This is a genomic window from Komagataeibacter oboediens, from assembly GCF_003207815.1.
GTDB classification, from domain to species: Bacteria; Pseudomonadota; Alphaproteobacteria; order Acetobacterales; family Acetobacteraceae; genus Komagataeibacter; species Komagataeibacter oboediens.
In genome coordinates, this window is the sequence record NZ_NKTX01000010.1 from 58,410 (window position 1) to 76,414 (window position 18,005).

Genomic DNA, 18,005 nt, shown 5'->3' on the forward strand with positions numbered 1-18,005 from the left:
ACGACGGAACCCTGCATGGCCGGTCATGTCAACCGCCCGCCCCGCATCACGAACGCAGGGTACGGATGGCGGCCTCCAGTTCCGTTACGCGATCATTTCCAATCCATGTCGCCTGTTCACGCACCGCATGGCCAAGCTGGCGCATGTAGTCGCGCGCCGGGATTTCCACCCCGCCAAAGCTGGCCAGGTGATCGGTACCGAACTGCGTATCCAGAACGCTGTATCCCCCCAGCCGCAGGCGCGCGACAAGATGGACAAGTGCGACCTTGGATGCATCGCGCATGCGGCTGAACATGCTTTCGCCAAAGAACGCCGCCCCGATCGCCACGCCATACAGACCGCCGACCAGCCTGCCGTCGTGGCGCACCTCCACGCTGTGGGCGTACCCCATGTCATGCAGCTGGCAGAACAGGGTACGGATGCGTGGGCTGATCCATGTCGTCTCCCGCCCCGGTGCCGGTTCCGCGCAGCCATCCATGACGGCGGGGAAATCCTGATCCGCCACCACTGCAAAGCGCGCCGACAGCACCGTGCGCATGAGCCTGCGGCTGACATGAAACCCGTCCAGCGGCAGGATACCGCGCATTTCGGGACAGAACCATTCCAGTTCATCCGACCTGGCGTCGGGCGCCATGGGAAACAGCCCCGCCATGTAGGCACGCAGCATAAGTTCCGGCGTAATGGGAACCGTCTCTTGACCCGTCATGTTCTTAGGATAACCCTTCCGCATGCTTTCATGGGCATAACGTCCCATCGCATGCCCCCGTTTGGCAGGAGAAACCACCCCATATGTCCGATACCCGTCCCCGCCTGTTACTGACCCTGCGCCAGACCGCACCGGTCATGCAGCGCATTGAACAGGATTTTAACATACCCGCCGTGCCGGAACGTCAACTGACAACGCGCGAACTGCTGGATACGGCACGTGCGTTCCAGCCACAGGCCATCCTGATTTCCACCGGCCTGCCGCTGCGTGGTGATGACGTGCTGCTGCTGCCCGACAGTGTGAAGGTCGTGGCCACCGTAAGCGTCGGCACGGACCATCTGGACATTCCCGCCCTGCATGCGCGTGGCATCGTGGTGACCAACACGCCCGACGTGCTGACTGAATGCAATGCGGACATGGCCATCCTGCTGATGCTGGCGGCGGCACGACGGGCGAGTGAGTATGGCGCGCTGATGCGCGAAGGCTGGGGCCGGTCGCTGGCCATGGACGAACTGCTGGGCACGCGCATAAGTGGCAAGCGGCTGGGGATTGTCGGCATGGGCCGCATTGGCCGGGCCGTGGCCAGGCGTGCGCGCGGCTTCGACATGGACGTGATGTATTCCAACCGCCGCCGCCTGCCTGCGGACCAGGAAGCCGGGGCGACCTATTTCAGCACCGTGACCGACATGCTGCCGCATTGCGACATCCTGAGCCTGCACATGCCAGCAAGCCCGGAAACCGATGGCATGATCAATGCGGACCTGCTGTCACGCTTGCCACGCGGGGCGATTTTCATCAATGCGGCGCGTGGGGCGCTGGTGGATGAAGATGCGCTGATCGATGCCCTGCGCAGCGGCCAGCTTGCTGCCGCCGGGCTGGATGTCTACCGCAACGAACCCAATCCCGACCCGCGCTTCCTTGAGCTGCCCAACGTCTTCCTGACCCCCCATGTGGGCAGTGCGACGGTGGAAACACGCACCGACATGGGCATGCTGGCGGTGGACAACGTTGTTGCGGTGCTGAATGGCCGCGACGCGCTGACGCCGGTCCGCGCCTGATGGCGACGCGACAGCGGAAAAGGACAGGGTCATGATCGGACTGCCCGGCGTTTTTGTGGTATTTGCGCTGATCACGCTGCTGCTGCAGTATCTTGTCCCCCGTTACCACGGAATACTGGATACGCTGCTGGGGTTTTACGCGCTGTTCGCGCTGGTAGCTGCGATCATCGAACTGCGCGCCCACCCGAACCCCGCGCCCGGCGTACCGGACAGATCATAAAGGCGCTTCCGGTGTGGCCTTTTCAAAAAAAGGCGGCACCGGAAGTCCCGTTCCCCTCAATCAGCTTTCGCGCATCTGCGCGGCCGCATGGGCCTTCAGGTCAATCGCGGTACGACGGACTTCGGGCCCGTATTCACGTTCCAGCCGACGGATGGTGAAATGCGCCTGCGCCACCGCGCGGTAATGCGACAGGAACGCGACATTCAGCGATGCCCCGCACAACGCACCGGCCACCGGCATCATCTGTAACGCGAATTTACGTGACAGGCCCAGCCCGTAATGGGTCGCGACCTCACTGACCAGCATGACGACCGGGCGACCACGCAGCATGGCGCGGGCAGAGAAATAGCCCAGTTCGTTATCTTCTCCCTGCCCCTGTCCCTTTGACGCGCCAAAGGGGAAGGCACGCAGCGCGAACACTTCCAGACAGGCGGCGCGCGCCTCCTCCTGCGACAGGTCTTCACCCTGTTCGCGCGCGATGCGGGCGATTTCACGCATGATGGTCAGGGTGGTGAAACTGACATCCGCCATAAGCCCGGGCAGGCCGGTAAAGCCACCCACGGCCCCCGACACCGTAACGGCGGCCTTCAGCGCCGGGTCACGCCAGGCCGCCCCGTCATCAGGGGTGGCCGATACGTCACGGGGGCGGTCCATGCCCACAACCGCCAGGTCAAAGGCGCGGCGGATGGCGGTTTCCGCTGTCGCCTGCAGCCGTGCCTGCAGCGCCGGGGCCAGACCCAGCGTGCGCATGCCCAGCATGGCCGCCTGCCCCACGGCCCCGCCCATAAGGTCAGCAAGGCGCACCAGCACGCCGCGCCCTGACTCGACCCGTTCCAGCGCCTGCTGGAGTTCAGTGATACACGCGCTGTCCAGCGTCAGCGGCGCCAGTTCGTTTGAGGAACCTGCACTCATTACAATGCCCTTCGCCTGATCTTCCGTACCTTACGGACTGGTGCGCCCTGCCCGGCCATGATGGCCGGGCACGGGCAACCGCCCGCAACACCCATGCGGCAGTTCCCACCGTTTCAGCACCATGATGCGGTTCTTGCAACGTGCATCACCATGCCCACAGCCATGAAACGTGGCATGGGGCCTAGCTGTTCCAGCCGCCCATCCGGCACAGATGGCGCCAGTGCGCATCCGAAACCGGCACGACAGACAGCCGCGACTGCCGGATCAGCGCCAGATCCGCAAGGTCCGGGTCGGCCTTCATTGCCGCCAACGTAACCGGTTGCGGCATGGGACCGATGGCACGCACGTCAACACAGACCCATTTGCCATCCGCCGCCGTAGGATCGGGATAGGCGTCCCGCGCCACCTCGACCACGCCCACGATCTCCCGGCCCACGTTGGAGTGATAGAAAAACGCCCGGTCCCCCACCTTCATGGCCGCGAGGTTTTTCTTCGCCTGGTAGTTGCGCACGCCGGTCCACGGTTCAATGCCGTTTTTCACCTGCTCGGACCATGAAAAGGCATCCGGTTCGGACTTGATCAGCCAGTACGCCATGACCGTTTTTTTACTCCACCCGAAGCCCATCACGAAAAACTGAACGGAACGGACGGATCACCACGCTCTCGAACAGGTCAACCTTTGCGTACGGGTCTTCCACCGCGAATCCTTCCGCCGCGGCACGGTCAGCCACGTCCACCACCAGCAGGCTGCCACAGGGGCGGTTTTCCGCGTCCAGCAGCGGACCGCCATGAACAATGTGGCGCTTCCACCGTTCCAGATAGGCGAGGTGACGTTCGCGTGTTGCCTTGCGGGTTTCAAGGCTGGCGGGCTTGTCGGTACAAATGATCGCAAACAGCATGTTTTCTCCTCCTGCAGGCCGACTGTACCATGATGGGACAGGACTGGCCGTGTCTTTTTTAACGCGATAGTGTAGAGCAGGAAAACGCAAGCCCCCACCCACACCGGGGGGATGCCACGAATTTCTTGACCGTTTTCATCGCAGGGACAGGTGCCCCGGGCACGGATGGATCAACCTTGAACGCAACGCAGAGCCTTACCGCACGAACCGGTAACCTTTTTCACCGTTACGCCAATCCCGGCCGTTTCCTGCGCATGGGGGCGAAGCTGCAGCCATGGCTGACATGGCCCGCGCTGGTGCTGTCCGCCGCCGGAATCATATGGGGACTGTTCTTCTCCCCCGCCGACTGGCAGCAGGGTGACAGCGTGCGCATTATGTACGTGCATGTGCCGAGCGCGTGGCTGGCCTCGTCCGGTTACATGGGGCTGGCGGTGTGTTCGCTGCTGTCACTGGTCTGGCGGCACCCGCTGGCGGATCTGGCTGCGGTGGAAATCGGGCCGGTGGGTGCCGCCATCACCGCGGTCTGCCTTGCCACCGGTTCGCTGTGGGGCAAGCCGATGTGGGGCACGTGGTGGGTATGGGATGCCCGCCTGACATCCGTTCTGGTGCTGTTTTTCCTGTATCTGGGCCATATCGCGCTGATCCGTGCGTTCGATGAACCACAGCGTGGCTACCGCGCCGCCGCCATACTGGGGCTGGCGGGCGCGGTCGACCTGCCGATCATCAAGTTCAGCGTACAGTGGTGGAACACCCTGCACCAGCCTGACAGCATCACGGTTACGGGGGCACCGACCATGTCCACCTCCATGCTATGGCCGCTGGGCCTGACCACGCTGGGCTTTACGCTGGGGTTTGGCGCGATCGTGCTGGCCCGCCTGCGCGCATCGGTCATGGAAAGCCGCATCCGCACGATCCTGGCCGCCAGCCGTGGCCGCCAGTCCACCAGTCCCGCACCCCAGCCTGACAGTGCCGCCGTATGACCCATCTGCCCTATATCCTGGCCGCCTATGGCCTGACGCTTGGCGTTGCGACGGTCCTGTCCGTCAACGCTGCCGTCCGCCTGCGCAGGGCGCGCAGGCGCCTGTCCGCCATTGAACAGCCCCGGACACGCCAGCCGTCATGACCCGCAAGAGCCGACGCCTGTGGCTGGTGGTGGCATGCATGATTGGACTTGGGTCCGCTGCCGCCCTCACCCTTAACGCCTTTTCATCCAATATCGTCTTTTTCATGGCCCCGTCGCAGGTCCAGGCCAAGCCACCGCCGGCTGACCGCACCATCCGCCTTGGCGGCATGGTCGTGGCTGGCAGCGTGCGCCGTGAAAAGGTAAAGGATTCGCCTGTCGCCATATTCGACGTGACCGACGGGCAGGCCGCCGTGACCGTGCGGTATGAAGGCATCCTGCCCGACCTGTTCCGCGAGGGGCAGAGCGTGGTTGCCGTGGGCACCGTCAGCCCCGACGGCACCTTCCGCGCCAGCGAGGTACTGGCCAAGCATGACGAAACCTACATGCCCAAGGAAGTGGCCGAAGAACTACGCCGCAGCGGCAAGTGGGACCCCCGTTTCGGCAAGGCCCCCGACGCGGCAAGCTGGAACACCATGACGGCGTCCGACCCGAAAAAACCGGCCACCCCGACACCTGACGGAAACTGACATCCGCAATGAACCCGGAACTTGGAAATTTTGCACTGGCGCTGGCATGCTGCATGGCCGCCGGACAGGCCATCCTGCCCCTGATCGGGGCCAACCGGCGTGATGCGCGCCTGATGGCGCTGGCGCCTGCGCTGGCGGTGGGGCAGATGATCGCGCTGATCACCTCCTTTGCGTGCCTGATCCACGCAGCCATCACAAATGACTTTTCGGTGCAGAACGTGGCCGCCAACAGCGCGGTCAGCAAGCCGCTGCTGTACAAGATCACCGGCGTATGGGGCAATCACGAGGGATCGGTCCTGCTGTGGGCGATGATCCTGTCGATCTGCGGTGGCGCCGTAGCACTGTTCGGCCGCAACCTGCCATCCGCGCTGCAGGCGCGCGTGATCGCGGTGCTGGGTGGGGTCGCGGCAGGCTTTGAACTGTTCTGCCTGACCACGTCCAACCCGTTCGCACGCGTATGGCCTGCGCCGCTGGATGGACAGGGCATGAACCCGCTGCTGCAGGACCCCGGCCTCGCGTTCCATCCGCCCATTCTCTACACCGGTTATGTCGGCTTTGCCGTACCGTTCGCATTCGCCATCGCCGCCCTGATCGAGGGCCGGGTGGATGCGGCATGGGGGCGGTGGGTGCGTCCATGGGCGGTGGCAGCATGGTGCTTCCTGACCTGCGGCATCGCCATGGGGTCGTGGTGGTCGTACTACGTGCTGGGCTGGGGTGGATACTGGTTCTGGGACCCGGTGGAGAACGCCTCGCTGATCCCGTGGCTGACGGGCACGGCGCTGGTTCATTCCGCCATTGTGGTGGAAAAGCGTGAGGCGCTGAAGATCTGGACCGTCCTGCTGGCCATCGGCACGTTCTCGTTCTCGCTGTCCGGCACGTTCCTTGTGCGGTCGGGCATCCTCAATTCCGTGCATGCCTTCGCCAATGACCCGGCGCGTGGCGTGTTCATCCTTGGCCTGCTCGCACTTGTCATTGGCGGGTCGCTGCTGCTGTTCGCCATCCGCGCGCCGCAACTGACCACGGGGGGGCTGTTTTCGCCCGTATCGCGTGAGGGGCTTCTGGTCCTGAACAACATCCTGCTGTGTTCGATCTGCGCGGTGGTGCTGACGGGCACGATGTACCCGCCCTTCATGTCGCTGCTGTTCGGCAAGACGATTTCGGTTGGCAAGCCGTTTTTTGACGCCACCACCATTCCGCTGGCCATACCGCTCATGGTGTTCATGGGGTTTGGCCCGATGGTGCCGTGGAAGCGGGCACAGATGTGGCCGGTGCTGCGCCGTCTGTGGTGGGCGGCCTGTGTTGCGCTGGTGGCGCTGGTTGTCGCGACCTTCCGCATGCGTGACATCCTGCCGGTAATGGCGACCGCAACCGCCGTGTGGGTGATCTGTTCCAGCATCGCCGATATTGCCGAGCGACTGCGCCTGTTTCGCCAGCCGCTGGCGCAGAGCTGGCAGCGCGCCCGCAGCCTGCCGCGCGCGGTGTTCGGCGCGGCACTGGCCCATGCAGGCGTTGGCATCGTGGTGCTGGGCATTGCCGGCATGTCGCAAGCGGCCCACCGCATTGTGGAAGTGCATGTGGGCGAGAGCGAGATGCTGGCCGGTGACAGCTGGACGCTGACCGACGTGCATCCGGCGGAAGGCCCGAACTACAGCGCGCTGGTCGCCACCATCGAGGTCCGCCACAATGGCCGGCTGGTCACCACGCTTCACCCCTCCAAGCGCACATTCGCCAGCCAGCACCAGACCACGACGGAAGTCGCGATCCATACCAACCTGATGGCCGACATCTATGGCGTGCTGGGCGACAAACATGGGGATGACGCCAACCCGACCTATGTGCTGCGCCTGCATTACAACCCGCTGGCACCGTGGATGTGGCTGGGCGGGCTGATCATGGCCTTTGGCGGGGCACTGTCGCTGTCCGACCGGCGCGTGCGCGTCGGTGCGCCACGCCGGGCGAAAACCGTTGACGTGGTGGTGGTGCAATGAGCGGCCAGCCGTCTTCCCCCACCCGTCGCCGTCTGCTGATGGCGGCTCCGCTGGTTGTTGCCGGCGGGGTGGGCGTGGGATTCTGGCGCATGCTGTCGGGTATGACAAAGGGATCGTTCGACCCGCATGACATCCATGCCCCGGCGCTGAACCGCCCGGTGCCGGATTTCGCTCTGCCGGACCAGGCACCGGGACAGGGCTTTTCCGCGCAGGACCTGCGTGCGCTGAAATCCCCGATTCTGGTGAATTATTTTGCGTCATGGTGCATTCCATGCGTTGCCGAAATGCCGGTGCTGAACGCGCTGAAGGAACGGCTGCCGATATGGGGCATTGCTTACAAGGACAAGCCCGAGCACGCGCTGGGCTTCGTGCAGCGCGCGGGGAATCCCTATGCCCGTATTGCCGCCGACCGTGACGGGCTGGCGGCAATTGACTGGGGCGTATCCGGCGTGCCGGAAACCTTCCTGATCGGCCCGGGCGGCGTGATCCGCTGGCATACGGCCTCACCCATTACCGAAACCATGATCACCAGTACGATCATGCCGCTGGCGGACAGCCTGAAGCCATGAAGACACATTCCCTGCGCCATGGGGGCGTGATCGCCCTGCTGGTCTGCCTGCTGTCCGCCCCGCTTGTGGCCATGGCGGTGGACGACCCGTCGGAAATGCTGCCCGACCCGGCGCAGGAACAGCGCGCCGAGGCCATCGGGTCACAGTTGCGCTGCCTTGTGTGCCAGAACGAGTCGATCGAGGACAGCAGCGCCGACCTGGCCCGTGACCTGCGCCATGTCGTGCGTGAACATGTGGCCAGGGGCGAAAGCAACCGGCAGATCATGGACTGGATGGTCAATCGCTATGGCAACTTCATCCGCCTCAGGCCACCGCTGACCGTTGGCACGCTGCTGCTGTGGATCATGCCGCTTCTGGCCCTGTGCATTGGCATCGGCGTGGCGTGGTGGACATTCCGCAGGCCCCGCACGGTGACGCCCACGCCCCTGACGGACGAGGAACGCCGCCGTCTGTCCGACCTGACCGAAACACGCTGAGAGTCACATGATCTGGATTGGTATCTGCCTGCTTGGCGTGATCGCACTGCTGCCCGCGCTGATCTCGTTCCGTCGCACCACCCTGCTGCGTGATGAACGCGAGACGGCGCTTGTCCTGCATCAGGCGCAGCTTGCGGAACTGGAACGCGATCTGGTCGAGGGCATGATCGCGCCCTCCGAACATGACAGCGCGCGGCTGGAAATCCAGCGCCGCCTGCTGGGCACGGACATGCTGCCTGCCTTCGTCGCGGGTCAGGGGGCGTCCACCGGGGGCATTACCGCAGCGCTGATCGTGCTGCCGGTTGCCGCCGTCGGGCTGTATCTGACGGTCGGGCATCCGTCGCTTCCGGCCCAGCCGCTGGCCCCGCGCCTTGTGGCCCTGCAGCATGAAGACCACCGCAATGACGCGATCATCGACCGCCTGCGCGACCAGCTGAAACAGATCCCCGCCGGTGACCCCAGCCTGTTCCAGGGCTACGTGCTGCTGGGCCAGGCCGAAGCCGGGCGTGACCACTATGCCGCTGCGGCGCAGGCATGGCGCAGCGCCATAGAGCAGCGTTTCGACCCCGAAGTCGCCGCCCGCGCGGCAGAAGCGCAGATGATGGCCGATGGCGGCCATATCTCGCCCGAGACGGCAGACCTGTACCGCCGCGCGCTGGATGCGGCACCGCCCGATGCACCGTGGCGCATGACGGTGCAGCAGCGGATTGCGCAGTCCGAACATCAATAACGCGCTATCCCGGCATCCGTCCGGGCGTTTTGGGCTTGCCAGTTTCATGGCGTTGGGCGGAAACTGGTGTCATGAGCAAGGACAACACCCCCTCCCCCGCCCCTGTCGCCGATACGGCGCAGGACGAAGCGGCCAAGGAAGCCGCGCTACTGAAACAGCCTGCCGAGGCGGATGAAGTCGGTGGCCCCAAGGGGCCTGAACCGACCCGTTATGGTGACTGGACGGTCAAGGGACGGTGCGTGGATTTCTGAGAGAGCATCTCAAAATACTCCACCGATAAAAATTAAAAGTTTCTGGTGGGCGCCTTTTTCAAAAGGGCAGCGTTCTTCGAAGCTTTTTGAAAAAAGCTTCACCAGAAACTTCTTACAGTTCCTGATCCACTCCCGGCGTGGCGATCAGCCGATTTCGTTTGGCAGCGGACCACGACCGAAGGACGTCTGTCGCGCGCGGTGCCCCGGCGGCGGCACGTTACATGAAATCAGGTAGATCCCCGCAACGAACACAATCTGCGACAGGGAATTGAACCACAGCGCCAGTTCATATGCCCGGTCCGCCGTAACAGCCTGATAGAAGGCATAGGCCGCGAACGGAATGGAAATGGGCCGCATGCCCGCCAGCATGACGCGCAGCGGATTCTGGTATCCCGGTTTTACCAGCCTGCGCATGCGGTGGATGCCGATATAGAAAATCACCTCGAAAAACCAGCCGAGCACGTTTGTAATCAGGTTATCCAGCGTCATGCCCTCCAGCACCAGCAGGGCGGAAATGGACGCAGCCGACAGCACGATGGACCCGACCTGAAAGCTCATGCCCATTTCCATGGCCGTCAGGCGTTCAGGCAGGGCATCGGCAAAAGGCTGGAAAACCCGGTCCAGCAGCCAGGCGTCAAACTGGTTGACGCGATTACCAAATGACATGACAGTTCCCAGTATCCTCATATCGATCGTGGCGCAGGCGCATCCGCCGTTCCATCACGCGCCACAGGCGGCAGCGACCACCGCATCGGGATATACCCCCGCCATTCCGGCCACCGCGGTATTGCTGAGCATGACGATGCTCATGCCACGCGCACGATCCACCACCCATTGATGCCCGTACACGCCCCCCCATGTAAAACTGCCGGGGCTGAGGGGCGTACGCGCCACCGCCGGGTCCGCTATGATCGCCGCCCCATAACCGAAGCGCCGCCCCCGCGCCAGTGGCCCCATATCAATATCGCCAATTGCATTCCTGCCAAACAGCATGGCGGATGCGGGGGACAGCATCCCTTCACCACCAATGCGCACCGCTTCGAGGAATGCGAGGAACTCCGCAGCCGTCCCCACCATGCCCGCGCCGCCGGATGGATAGGATGCGGGATTGCGGATGCGGTCGGGGGCGAAGCGGATTTCCCCCACCCCGCCGCCAGGCAGCAGGCGCGGCAGGGCATATTCCGCCCCCATGCGGATTGGAACCGGCCGGGCATCGGCATAACAGGTGGCAGGGGACTGCAATGGCGTCAGCATGAAACCGCTATCCCGCCACCCCAACGGCGTGCCGACATACCGCCGCACCGCTGCAGGCAACGACAGGCCGGACGCCTTTTCAATCACCCCGCCCATCACATCCAGCCCCAGCGAATAGGCCCATCCCTGCCCCGGCGCGAAGATCAGCCGCGTTGACGCCAGTCGGGCCAGATTGTCCGCCAGCGACAGTCCCGGTTCCGCAATGCCGTCAGATACACCCACGCGGGTATAGGGATTGTCATCACGCGGAAACGAAAATCCATAGCTCAGGCCACTGGTATGGGTCAGCAACTGGCGCAGCGTGATTTCGCACGCACGCCCATCGGGCATGGCGGGACGGAAATGCGGCAGGTAGCGCGTAACGGCGGCATGCAGGTCCAGCAGCCCATCCTCCGCCATGGCCAGGGCGACGGCGGTCACCACCGGCTTGGTCAGGGATGCAAGGCGGAACAGGGTATCGACCTGCATCGGCAGGCCGCCTTCCCGGTCGGCCTGACCCGCGGCTTCCGCCACCACGACCTCTCCATTCACCGCCACCATGACCACGGCACCGACCAGACGGGACGTCTCAACAGCCGCATCCATGACCTGACGGATACGTTCGCGCATATGGGCCTTATCCACCGAGACATGGGACATGGTTCGATCCTTATAAGGGAGGGTTATGACAGGCAGGGGCCGCATGAACTGGTCGCCATGACCAAAGCAGCGTAGTCTGGAGATATGATAGCACGCCTGTTTTCCAAAACATTATGCCTCTCCCTCCTGTTATGTGGCAGTTGCCTGGTACCGTCCATGGCCCGCGCGGTGTCCCCCGCTTCCGCCACCGTCCAGCCTGAAACGCCGTTGCAGGCCACCCTGCCCAACGGACTGCGCGTGGTAATCGTGCCCGACCGGCTGGCCCCGGTTGTCAGCACCGAAATCAACTATCTGGTGGGGTCCGCTGCTGCCCCCGCGGGCTTTCCCGGCACTGCGCATGCATTGGAACACATGATGTTCCGTGGCAGCAAGGGGCTGGACCGTGACCAGATGGCGGCCATCGGCGCGCGACTGGGGGGTGATTACAATGCGGATACCACGGAAAACGTAACGCAGTTCTTTTATACCGCACCTGTGGACAACCTTGATGTCCTGCTGCGTATCGAAGCCCTGCGCATGAATGGCCTGACCCTTGCGGCCGATGACTGGACGCACGAACGCGGCGCGATCGAGCAGGAAGTCTCCCGCGATCTGTCCAGCCCCGGCTATGTCTATCTGTCGCGGCTGCAGTCCATCCTGTTCGCCGATACGCCCTATGAGCATGACGCGCTGGGCAGCCGTCCATCCTTTGACAGGACGGATACGGCCCTGCTGCGCCGCTTTTACCGGCAGTGGTACGCGCCCAACAACGCCATCCTTGTCATTGCAGGTGACGTGGATCCCGCGCGCACGCTGGCGATGGTGCGCGAAACCTTTGGCGCGATCCCCGCGCGCAGGCTGCCGGCCCGTCCGGAAATCCACCCGGGTCCCGTTCATGCGCAGACCCTGCAGTTCCCGACCGATTACCCGGTAGGCCTTGTGGCCATCGCCAGTCGCATGCCGGGCCAGAACAGCCATGATTATGCCACCGCACGCATCCTGTCCGACGTGTTGTGCAGCCAGCGTGGCGCGTTGTACGACCTGGTGCCACAGGGGCGTGCGCTGCTGTCGAGCTTCGATTTCGTGACCAAGGCGGATGCCGGCATTGGTATTGCGATCGCAGCCTTCCCCAAGGGGACCAGCCCCGCCCCGCTGGAGGCGCGCATGCGCGACATCCTGCGTACCTTGCGTGAAAACGGCGTGCCATCAGATCTGGTCGATGCAGCCAGACGCAAGGAACTGGCGCAGCTGGGCTTTGCCGCCAACAGCATTTCCGGCCTTGCGGAAAGCTGGTCGGAGGCACAGGCCATAATGGGCCTGCAGTCGCCCGATGATGAAGCTGCCGCCTTTGCCGCCGTCACACCCGAAGACGTCAACCGCCTTGCGCGTGAGGTGCTGGACCCGCAACAGGCCATTACCGCCATCCTGACCCCGCGCGATGGCGGCCATCCTGTCGCGGACAAGGGATTTGGCGGCGCGGAATCTTTCGCCAGCACACCGGACCATCCCGTCACCCTGCCCCGCTGGGCCAATGACAGCCTGCTGGCCCTGCGCCCGCCCGAAACATCGGTCCAGCCAGCGCAGTACACCCTGCCCAATGGCCTGCACCTGATCGTGCGCCCGGCATCCGTCAGCCATACCATCAACGTGTATGGCACCATCCGCCAGAACGAGGACATGCAGGAGCCACCCGGCAAGGAAGGCATTGCCGACATTACGGATGAACTGTTCCGTTATGGCAGCACGACGCACGACCGCGTCGGACTGCAGAAGGCGCTGGACGATATTGCCGCGACCGAAAGTGCCGGATCCGATTTCAGCCTGAACGTGCTGACGCCCGACTTTGACCGGGGGCTGGACCTGCTCGCGGAAAATGAACTGCATCCCGCCCTGCCCGAACAGGGGTTCAGGGTCGTGCGCGGCAATACGGCGGCATCCCTGTCCGGCCTGCTGCATTCATCTGAATACCTGTTCCAGCGCGCCATGCAGGGCGCGGTATCCCCTGCGGGCGACCCGTCATTGCGGCAGGCGCGGCCGGAAGGGGTGATGAAACTGACGCTGGCGGACTGCCGTGCCTTCTGGAAAGCGGCCTACAGGCCGGACCTGACCACCATCGTCATTACCGGCGATATTACGCCCGCTGCCGCCTACCGCGCGGTCTCACGCACATTCGGCGCATGGCGGGCCAGTGGCCCGACGCCCGTGGTTGACCTGCCCCCCCGGCCCGACAGCCATACCAGCGTGATGAAGGTGCCCGACCCGTCCAGCACGCAGGCTACTGTCTCGCTGCCAGAAAGCCTGTCGCTGAACGTGGCCGATCCTGACCATTTCGCGCTCAACCTTGGTAATGAAATCCTTGGGTCCGGCTTTTCATCGCGCCTGTATCGTGACCTGCGGGTGCGCAGCGGCTATGTCTATACCGTACGCAGCCATCTGACATGGAAACGCCACCGCAGCGCCTACAGCATTTCCTTTGGCGCGGACCCTGACAAGGTCGCGGCGGCGCGCAATGCCGCCATCCATGACATTACCGCCATGCAGGAACAGCCCGTCAGCGAAGATGAGCTGGCCATGGCGCGCGCGGGCATGCTGCGCGGGCTGGCCCTGCAATCCGCCAGCCTGGACACCATTGCGGCAACTTACCTGCATTTCAGTGATCTTGGCCTGCCACTGGACCAGAACGACATTGCGGCCCGGGCCTATTACACGCTGGATGCCATCGCGATACGCGACGCATTTCGCAAATGGATACGTCCCGCCGACCTGGCTGAAATCATCAAGGGACCGCCTGACGCGCCATAATGCCACGAACCGGCCCGAAACATGGACGGGGCGGGTTGGCCTGCCCCGATCTTCAGGTTATGAACCAGATAGGATAAATTCGACGTAGATGACCTCTTGTTACAGTTTGCTGAAATTTTATTTCAAGACAGAATAAAACCGGTTTCAAAAGGAATTTTCAGTCATGGATACCCCCGCAACGCAGGATGAAGTCGTTGGCACATGGTTATCCATTTCGCATCGGTTCTATATTTCCTATGTTTCGCAAAAAGACGAATGGCATATCTTCCGTGTGACCGTAAAACACATCCTGACCATGTTCGGGATCAGGCCATCACGGCAGGCACGGACATCGTGTGGCGATTTTTATGTCAAAGACAATGAACTGAAAGACATGACGGACAAACAGTTTGTCCGTCACATCATGCACCTGTCCGACAAGGCCTCCTATCAGGAATATGGCCTGCGTTGACCTGCCTGACAGGCGGATATGTCACCCGTTGCGATGCTGACGGAAAACAATAAAGGGTCCGCTGAAAACGTCCGGAATATGTGCAGGACGTTTTGCAGACAGACCCTTCAGACAGTCCCCTAATGGGACGGGGCGTAATGGATCATGAAGATCCCATGCACTTCATCCCAGCTTCCGGAGCGGGAATACCCCCCCTCCAGTCCCATGCGCCATCCGGGTGTCAACTGGTAGATCATGCGCGCCTGTACGTTCCCCGCCAGACCGCCAGTCGACAGCCCGGCATAGGTCTGGTGCCCCTGAACACCACGTCCCCCCAGCGGAAAGATCGCGGTCGGGTCCTGCGTATAATGCTGGTAGCCTGCTTCCCCCCTGAACATCCATGACCACCGGCCGGAATGTCCGTCATAAGTCACCGGCACCAGCGCCGCCATGAAGGCGCGGGGGGAGAAGTATCCCCCCTGTCCCCATGTGAAATAATACGTGTTTCGCTTGTAACCGAAATAGACCAGATCAAGCCCGAGCCGCAGGTGCTGGGTATCGCGTCCCTTCCATATCTGCGCCGATCCGCCTGCCCCGGCTTCCGCTTCATGGTTGACGACCGTGTTGGTTCCCTTCATGACGGCATAGCCGCCTCCGGCATAGACATTATAGGCCAGCGTGCCCCATTCCAGCTGGCCATGCCCCCGGTTGCGGGTCACACCACCCCAGACCTGTCCCGTGCCCGGATCACGCGCCCCGGCATAGGACAGCAGGCTGTCGATCACGGCGCGCCGTTCCCCTGTCACGCGCAGGGTCAGGTTACGCGTCAGTTGCGGAGCCAGTTCGATCCCGCCCACCACGTTTGACGTGGTAAAGCCCAGCGGGGTCGAGCCGACGTCCGCCGTCACCCAGTCATATTTGTAGCGCACCCCCACCGCGACACCCCCAACGGCGCCGGGCATATGGAAACCGGGCCGCACGCCATTCGCCGCCACCGTTCCATATTGCTGCGCGTTGGCTGGCTGCGCCAGCGCATTACCCGACAGCAGCACGCTGGGCATGATGGAAAAGGATACCGTCTGGCGGGTGGACGATAACGGGATCGTGGCCGTCATCGGAATATTGATCGATGTCAGGTGACCCAGCCCGCTCTGCCCGGAACGGTCGCGGATCTCGACATTGCCATCCGCCTGTGGCGCAAGGGCGCGGGACAGGTAGCCTGCCTGCCGGTCCAGTGTCTGCACCGGTGTCAGTCGCGGATCATAGGTATAGGTTTCGGGCATGGTCACGCCGGACCCGACAACAAAGGGAAGGCTGGCATCGGGCCGTTCATCACGTGCGCGCGTGCGTCCCTCCGCACAGCCGGGGTCAAGGCGCATGGCGGAATTCATCTGTTCCTCCAGCGAGGCGGAGGTCGCGCAGTCCAGCATGCGGGCATGGCGCAGGTCACCCAGCTGCCGCCGTTCCCGCCCGGCATGACCGTCCAGTTCCGCCTGGATTTCCCACGTATCACCCCATTTCGGGTGATGATCCATAAGGGATGCGGCCATGTCACGCGCGACATGATCCTGCCCCACGGCCAGTGCGTCGCGGGCAACGGTGGCCTGCACCACCCTGTCATCCGGCTGCAGATGCAGGGCCCGCATGTCGAAATCCAGCGCCTGCCGCGAATGGTGACGGACATTTTCCACCCGTCCCCGCGCCAGCAGAAGCGCTACGGAATCCGGGTCCTGCGCCAGTAACGGATCAATGACCTTTTCAGCCAGGTCGGGCTGACCGGCCACGTCGTACTGGTCCGCACGGGTAACGACAATGTGTTAAGCGGCATGGAAAAGTGACCCCTTCGGAAGGGGGACAGGCAGCCAAAAACGACCCCTTTCTGAGAAACGGGTTCACGATGGCCTTCATGCTGAATGGAGGCCCGGTTTGGGATGCTTGTTGTGGAAACAATTGGAAAGATCCGTCGCGCGCATTTTGTCGAAGGAAAGGCGATCAAGGCGATCTGCCGGGACCTTGGGATATCGCGGCAGACGGTACGCAAGGTGATCCGGTCGGGACAGACGTCTTTTGACTATCACCGAGAACGACAGCCTCTTCCCCGGATTGGTCCATGGGAGGGAAGATTGTGCGCTCTTCTTGAGGAGAACGTGGCGCGTCCGGCCCGCGAACGGCTGAGCCTCATCCGTCTGTTCGAACTGCTGCGTGAGGAAGGATATGAAGGAAGCTATGATGCCGTAAGGCGATATGGCCGACGGTGGGAAGACCGCCATGAGATGGGGCGGCGGGCCGCCTATGTTCCGCTGAGTTTTGCACCTGGAGAGGCTTACCAGTTTGACTGGAGCCATGAGGTTGTCGTTCTGGGTGGTGTGGCGGTAAAGGTGAAGGTCGCGCATATGCGTCTGTGCCACAGCCGGATGATGTTCATTCGTGCCTATCCGCGCGAGGCGCAGGAAATGGTGTTTGACGCGCATGACCGGGGCTTTGCGTTCTTCAGGGGTGCATGCCAGCGGGGCATTTACGATAATATGAAGACTGCGGTGGAAACGGTTTTTGTTGGCCGGGCGCGGGACTATAACCGGCGTTTTTTACAGATGTGCGCCCATTATCTGGTTGAACCACAGGCCTGCACGCCGGCGGCAGGATGGGAGAAAGGCCAGGTTGAAAGCCAGGTGAAATATGCGCGTGGACGCGTGTTCTCCCCGCGTCTGAAGTTCCGTGACTACGAGGAACTCAATGGATGGCTTGTGGATCGATGCATCCAGCTGGCCAGAACGCATGCCCATCCGGATGTCCCGGAGAAAACGGTGTGGGAGATGTTCCTGGCCGAGCGCGCGGCTCTGGTTCCTTATGCCGGTTCCTTTGACGGGTTCCATGCCCGCATGGCATCCGTCACGAAAACCTGCCTGGTCCGCTTTGACAACAACCGGTATTCCGTCTCCAGCAGCGCGGTTGGTCGCCCTGTGGAACTCAGGGCCTATGCCGGGCGCATCGAAATCCGGCAGGATGGCCGGACGGTTGGGGTCCATGCCCGCTCGTTCGAGCGGGACCGGACGGTTTATGATCCATGGCATTATATCGGGGTGCTGGAGCGCAAGCCGGGTGCCCTGCGCAATGGCGCTCCATTCCGGGACTGGATCCTGCCCGTCTCCATTGAACGGATCCGCAGGCGACTGGCTGACAGGCCAGGTGGCGACAGACAGGTCGTACGTCTTCTGGTTGCCGTGAACGAGCATGGCCTGACCTGCGTGGATCAGGCCTGCCGGGAGGCCCTGGAAGATGGCATGCATTCCGTTGATGTCATTCTCAACATCCTGTCACGCCGGGATGAAGCCACAAATCCCGTCCTGCCTGCCCTTCCCGAACCTCTGGTCCTGCATCATGCTCCTGTGGCTGACTGCAGCCGGTATGATATCCTGAGGACACGCCCATGATGGAACGTGGG

20 protein-coding genes are annotated in these 18,005 nt (G+C 63.0%); 13 read left to right on the forward strand and 7 right to left on the reverse strand.

Translation table 11 applies throughout. The annotated features are described in order from the left end of the window. Positions 1-46: 46 nt before the first annotated feature. Entirely contained in the window at positions 47-706 is a 660-nt protein-coding gene (gene aat / locus CFR80_RS07040; RefSeq protein ID WP_029329241.1) for a leucyl/phenylalanyl-tRNA--protein transferase, read from the reverse strand. An 83-nt stretch (positions 707-789) separates the two neighbouring features. On the opposite strand from aat, the gene CFR80_RS07045 reads away from it, so the two are divergent. Further along, positions 790-1,764, forward strand: a complete 975-nt coding sequence (locus tag CFR80_RS07045; RefSeq protein ID WP_110507192.1) for a 2-hydroxyacid dehydrogenase — start codon at positions 790-792, stop codon at positions 1,762-1,764. Between the two features lie 31 nt (positions 1,765-1,795). Continuing rightward, on the forward strand, positions 1,796-1,984 hold the full coding sequence (locus CFR80_RS07050; protein ID WP_010513112.1) for a hypothetical protein: 189 nt from the start codon (positions 1,796-1,798) through the stop codon (positions 1,982-1,984). 60 nt (positions 1,985-2,044) lie between these two features. On the opposite strand, the gene CFR80_RS07055 is transcribed toward CFR80_RS07050, so the two are convergent. The 3 genes from CFR80_RS07055 to CFR80_RS07065 form a co-directional block, all read right to left on the reverse strand. Next, on the reverse strand, positions 2,045-2,896 hold the full coding sequence (locus CFR80_RS07055; protein ID WP_010513113.1) for an EcsC family protein: 852 nt from the start codon (positions 2,894-2,896) through the stop codon (positions 2,045-2,047). Between the two features lie 181 nt (positions 2,897-3,077). After that, positions 3,078-3,491 carry an EVE domain-containing protein gene (locus CFR80_RS07060; protein ID WP_010513115.1) on the reverse strand — a complete coding sequence of 138 codons (414 nt, stop codon included), beginning with the start codon at positions 3,489-3,491 and terminating at the stop codon, positions 3,078-3,080. Between the two features lie 10 nt (positions 3,492-3,501). After that, positions 3,502-3,795, reverse strand: coding sequence for a YciI family protein (locus tag CFR80_RS07065; protein WP_010513116.1), 294 nt, complete (start codon positions 3,793-3,795; stop codon positions 3,502-3,504). A 176-nt stretch (positions 3,796-3,971) separates the two neighbouring features. Between CFR80_RS07065 and CFR80_RS07070 the strand changes: the two genes are divergently transcribed. The 8 genes from CFR80_RS07070 (at position 3,972) to CFR80_RS07105 (ending at position 9,459) form a co-directional block, all read left to right on the forward strand. Further along, positions 3,972-4,775 (forward strand): heme ABC transporter permease, encoded by an 804-nt coding sequence (locus tag CFR80_RS07070; protein ID WP_110507193.1) that lies wholly within the window; start codon positions 3,972-3,974, stop codon positions 4,773-4,775. Beyond that, a complete protein-coding gene (gene ccmD, locus CFR80_RS07075) occupies positions 4,772-4,918 on the forward strand; it encodes a heme exporter protein CcmD (RefSeq protein WP_010513118.1) in 147 nt (48 codons plus the stop codon). Before CFR80_RS07070 ends, ccmD begins: the two co-directional genes overlap by 4 nt. Further along, positions 4,915-5,445, forward strand: a complete 531-nt coding sequence (gene ccmE / locus CFR80_RS07080; protein ID WP_010513119.1) for a cytochrome c maturation protein CcmE — start codon at positions 4,915-4,917, stop codon at positions 5,443-5,445. The genes ccmD and ccmE overlap by 4 nt, the downstream gene beginning before the upstream one ends. An 8-nt stretch (positions 5,446-5,453) precedes the next feature. Then, the gene (locus CFR80_RS07085; protein ID WP_010513120.1) at positions 5,454-7,433 is read left to right on the forward strand and encodes a heme lyase CcmF/NrfE family subunit; all 1,980 of its coding nucleotides are present in this window, start codon (positions 5,454-5,456) and stop codon (positions 7,431-7,433) included. Further along, complete coding sequence (locus CFR80_RS07090) at positions 7,430-8,002, forward strand: DsbE family thiol:disulfide interchange protein (RefSeq protein ID WP_010513121.1); 573 nt, start codon at positions 7,430-7,432, stop codon at positions 8,000-8,002. The genes CFR80_RS07085 and CFR80_RS07090 overlap by 4 nt, the downstream gene beginning before the upstream one ends. Continuing rightward, positions 7,999-8,478 carry a cytochrome c-type biogenesis protein gene (locus tag CFR80_RS07095; RefSeq protein ID WP_010513122.1) on the forward strand — a complete coding sequence of 160 codons (480 nt, stop codon included), beginning with the start codon at positions 7,999-8,001 and terminating at the stop codon, positions 8,476-8,478. The genes CFR80_RS07090 and CFR80_RS07095 overlap by 4 nt, the downstream gene beginning before the upstream one ends. Positions 8,479-8,485: 7 nt before the next feature. Beyond that, positions 8,486-9,208 carry a c-type cytochrome biogenesis protein CcmI gene (gene ccmI / locus CFR80_RS07100; protein WP_010513123.1) on the forward strand — a complete coding sequence of 241 codons (723 nt, stop codon included), beginning with the start codon at positions 8,486-8,488 and terminating at the stop codon, positions 9,206-9,208. Positions 9,209-9,279: 71 nt separating this feature from the next. Further along, positions 9,280-9,459 (forward strand): DUF1674 domain-containing protein, encoded by a 180-nt coding sequence (locus CFR80_RS07105; RefSeq protein ID WP_010513124.1) that lies wholly within the window; start codon positions 9,280-9,282, stop codon positions 9,457-9,459. A gap of 144 nt (positions 9,460-9,603) precedes the next feature. Here the strand turns inward: CFR80_RS07105 and CFR80_RS07110 are convergent, their stop codons facing one another. Then, complete coding sequence (locus CFR80_RS07110) at positions 9,604-10,125, reverse strand: hypothetical protein (RefSeq protein WP_010513125.1); 522 nt, start codon at positions 10,123-10,125, stop codon at positions 9,604-9,606. Between the two features lie 54 nt (positions 10,126-10,179). Continuing rightward, a complete protein-coding gene (locus tag CFR80_RS07115) occupies positions 10,180-11,352 on the reverse strand; it encodes a serine hydrolase domain-containing protein (RefSeq protein ID WP_010513126.1) in 1,173 nt (390 codons plus the stop codon). Between the two features lie 156 nt (positions 11,353-11,508). Between CFR80_RS07115 and CFR80_RS07120 the strand changes: the two genes are divergently transcribed. Next, entirely contained in the window at positions 11,509-14,133 is a 2,625-nt protein-coding gene (locus tag CFR80_RS07120) for a M16 family metallopeptidase (protein ID WP_010513127.1), read from the forward strand. A 163-nt stretch (positions 14,134-14,296) separates the two neighbouring features. Further along, a complete protein-coding gene (locus CFR80_RS07125; protein ID WP_010513129.1) occupies positions 14,297-14,584 on the forward strand; it encodes a hypothetical protein in 288 nt (95 codons plus the stop codon). 119 nt (positions 14,585-14,703) lie between these two features. Here CFR80_RS07125 and CFR80_RS07130 read toward each other — a convergent pair whose 3' ends face one another. Further along, positions 14,704-16,347, reverse strand: coding sequence for a cellulose synthase subunit BcsC-related outer membrane protein (locus CFR80_RS07130; protein ID WP_258367742.1), 1,644 nt, complete (start codon positions 16,345-16,347; stop codon positions 14,704-14,706). A 147-nt stretch (positions 16,348-16,494) separates the two neighbouring features. Between CFR80_RS07130 and istA the strand changes: the two genes are divergently transcribed. Beyond that, on the forward strand, positions 16,495-17,994 hold the full coding sequence (gene istA / locus CFR80_RS07135; protein ID WP_062106149.1) for an IS21 family transposase: 1,500 nt from the start codon (positions 16,495-16,497) through the stop codon (positions 17,992-17,994). The last annotated feature ends 11 nt before the right edge of the window (positions 17,995-18,005 follow it).

Coding starts and splice junctions, on each gene's coding strand:
- CFR80_RS07120 (WP_010513127.1), top strand. CDS start 11,509: ATGGCCCGCGCGGTGTCCCCCGCTTCCGCCACCGTCCAGCCTGAAACG.
- CFR80_RS07060 (WP_010513115.1), bottom strand. CDS start 3,491: ATGGCGTACTGGCTGATCAAGTCCGAACCGGATGCCTTTTCATGGTCC.
- CFR80_RS07105 (WP_010513124.1), top strand. CDS start 9,280: ATGAGCAAGGACAACACCCCCTCCCCCGCCCCTGTCGCCGATACGGCG.
- CFR80_RS07090 (WP_010513121.1), top strand. CDS start 7,430: ATGAGCGGCCAGCCGTCTTCCCCCACCCGTCGCCGTCTGCTGATGGCG.
- CFR80_RS07045 (WP_110507192.1), top strand. CDS start 790: ATGTCCGATACCCGTCCCCGCCTGTTACTGACCCTGCGCCAGACCGCA.
- ccmE (WP_010513119.1), top strand. CDS start 4,915: ATGACCCGCAAGAGCCGACGCCTGTGGCTGGTGGTGGCATGCATGATT.
- CFR80_RS07065 (WP_010513116.1), bottom strand. CDS start 3,795: ATGCTGTTTGCGATCATTTGTACCGACAAGCCCGCCAGCCTTGAAACC.
- CFR80_RS07115 (WP_010513126.1), bottom strand. CDS start 11,352: ATGTCCCATGTCTCGGTGGATAAGGCCCATATGCGCGAACGTATCCGT.
- CFR80_RS07095 (WP_010513122.1), top strand. CDS start 7,999: ATGAAGACACATTCCCTGCGCCATGGGGGCGTGATCGCCCTGCTGGTC.
- aat (WP_029329241.1), bottom strand. CDS start 706: ATGACGGGTCAAGAGACGGTTCCCATTACGCCGGAACTTATGCTGCGT.
- CFR80_RS07055 (WP_010513113.1), bottom strand. CDS start 2,896: ATGAGTGCAGGTTCCTCAAACGAACTGGCGCCGCTGACGCTGGACAGC.
- CFR80_RS07085 (WP_010513120.1), top strand. CDS start 5,454: ATGAACCCGGAACTTGGAAATTTTGCACTGGCGCTGGCATGCTGCATG.
- ccmI (WP_010513123.1), top strand. CDS start 8,486: ATGATCTGGATTGGTATCTGCCTGCTTGGCGTGATCGCACTGCTGCCC.
- ccmD (WP_010513118.1), top strand. CDS start 4,772: ATGACCCATCTGCCCTATATCCTGGCCGCCTATGGCCTGACGCTTGGC.
- CFR80_RS07125 (WP_010513129.1), top strand. CDS start 14,297: ATGGATACCCCCGCAACGCAGGATGAAGTCGTTGGCACATGGTTATCC.
- CFR80_RS07050 (WP_010513112.1), top strand. CDS start 1,796: ATGATCGGACTGCCCGGCGTTTTTGTGGTATTTGCGCTGATCACGCTG.
- istA (WP_062106149.1), top strand. CDS start 16,495: ATGCTTGTTGTGGAAACAATTGGAAAGATCCGTCGCGCGCATTTTGTC.
- CFR80_RS07110 (WP_010513125.1), bottom strand. CDS start 10,125: ATGTCATTTGGTAATCGCGTCAACCAGTTTGACGCCTGGCTGCTGGAC.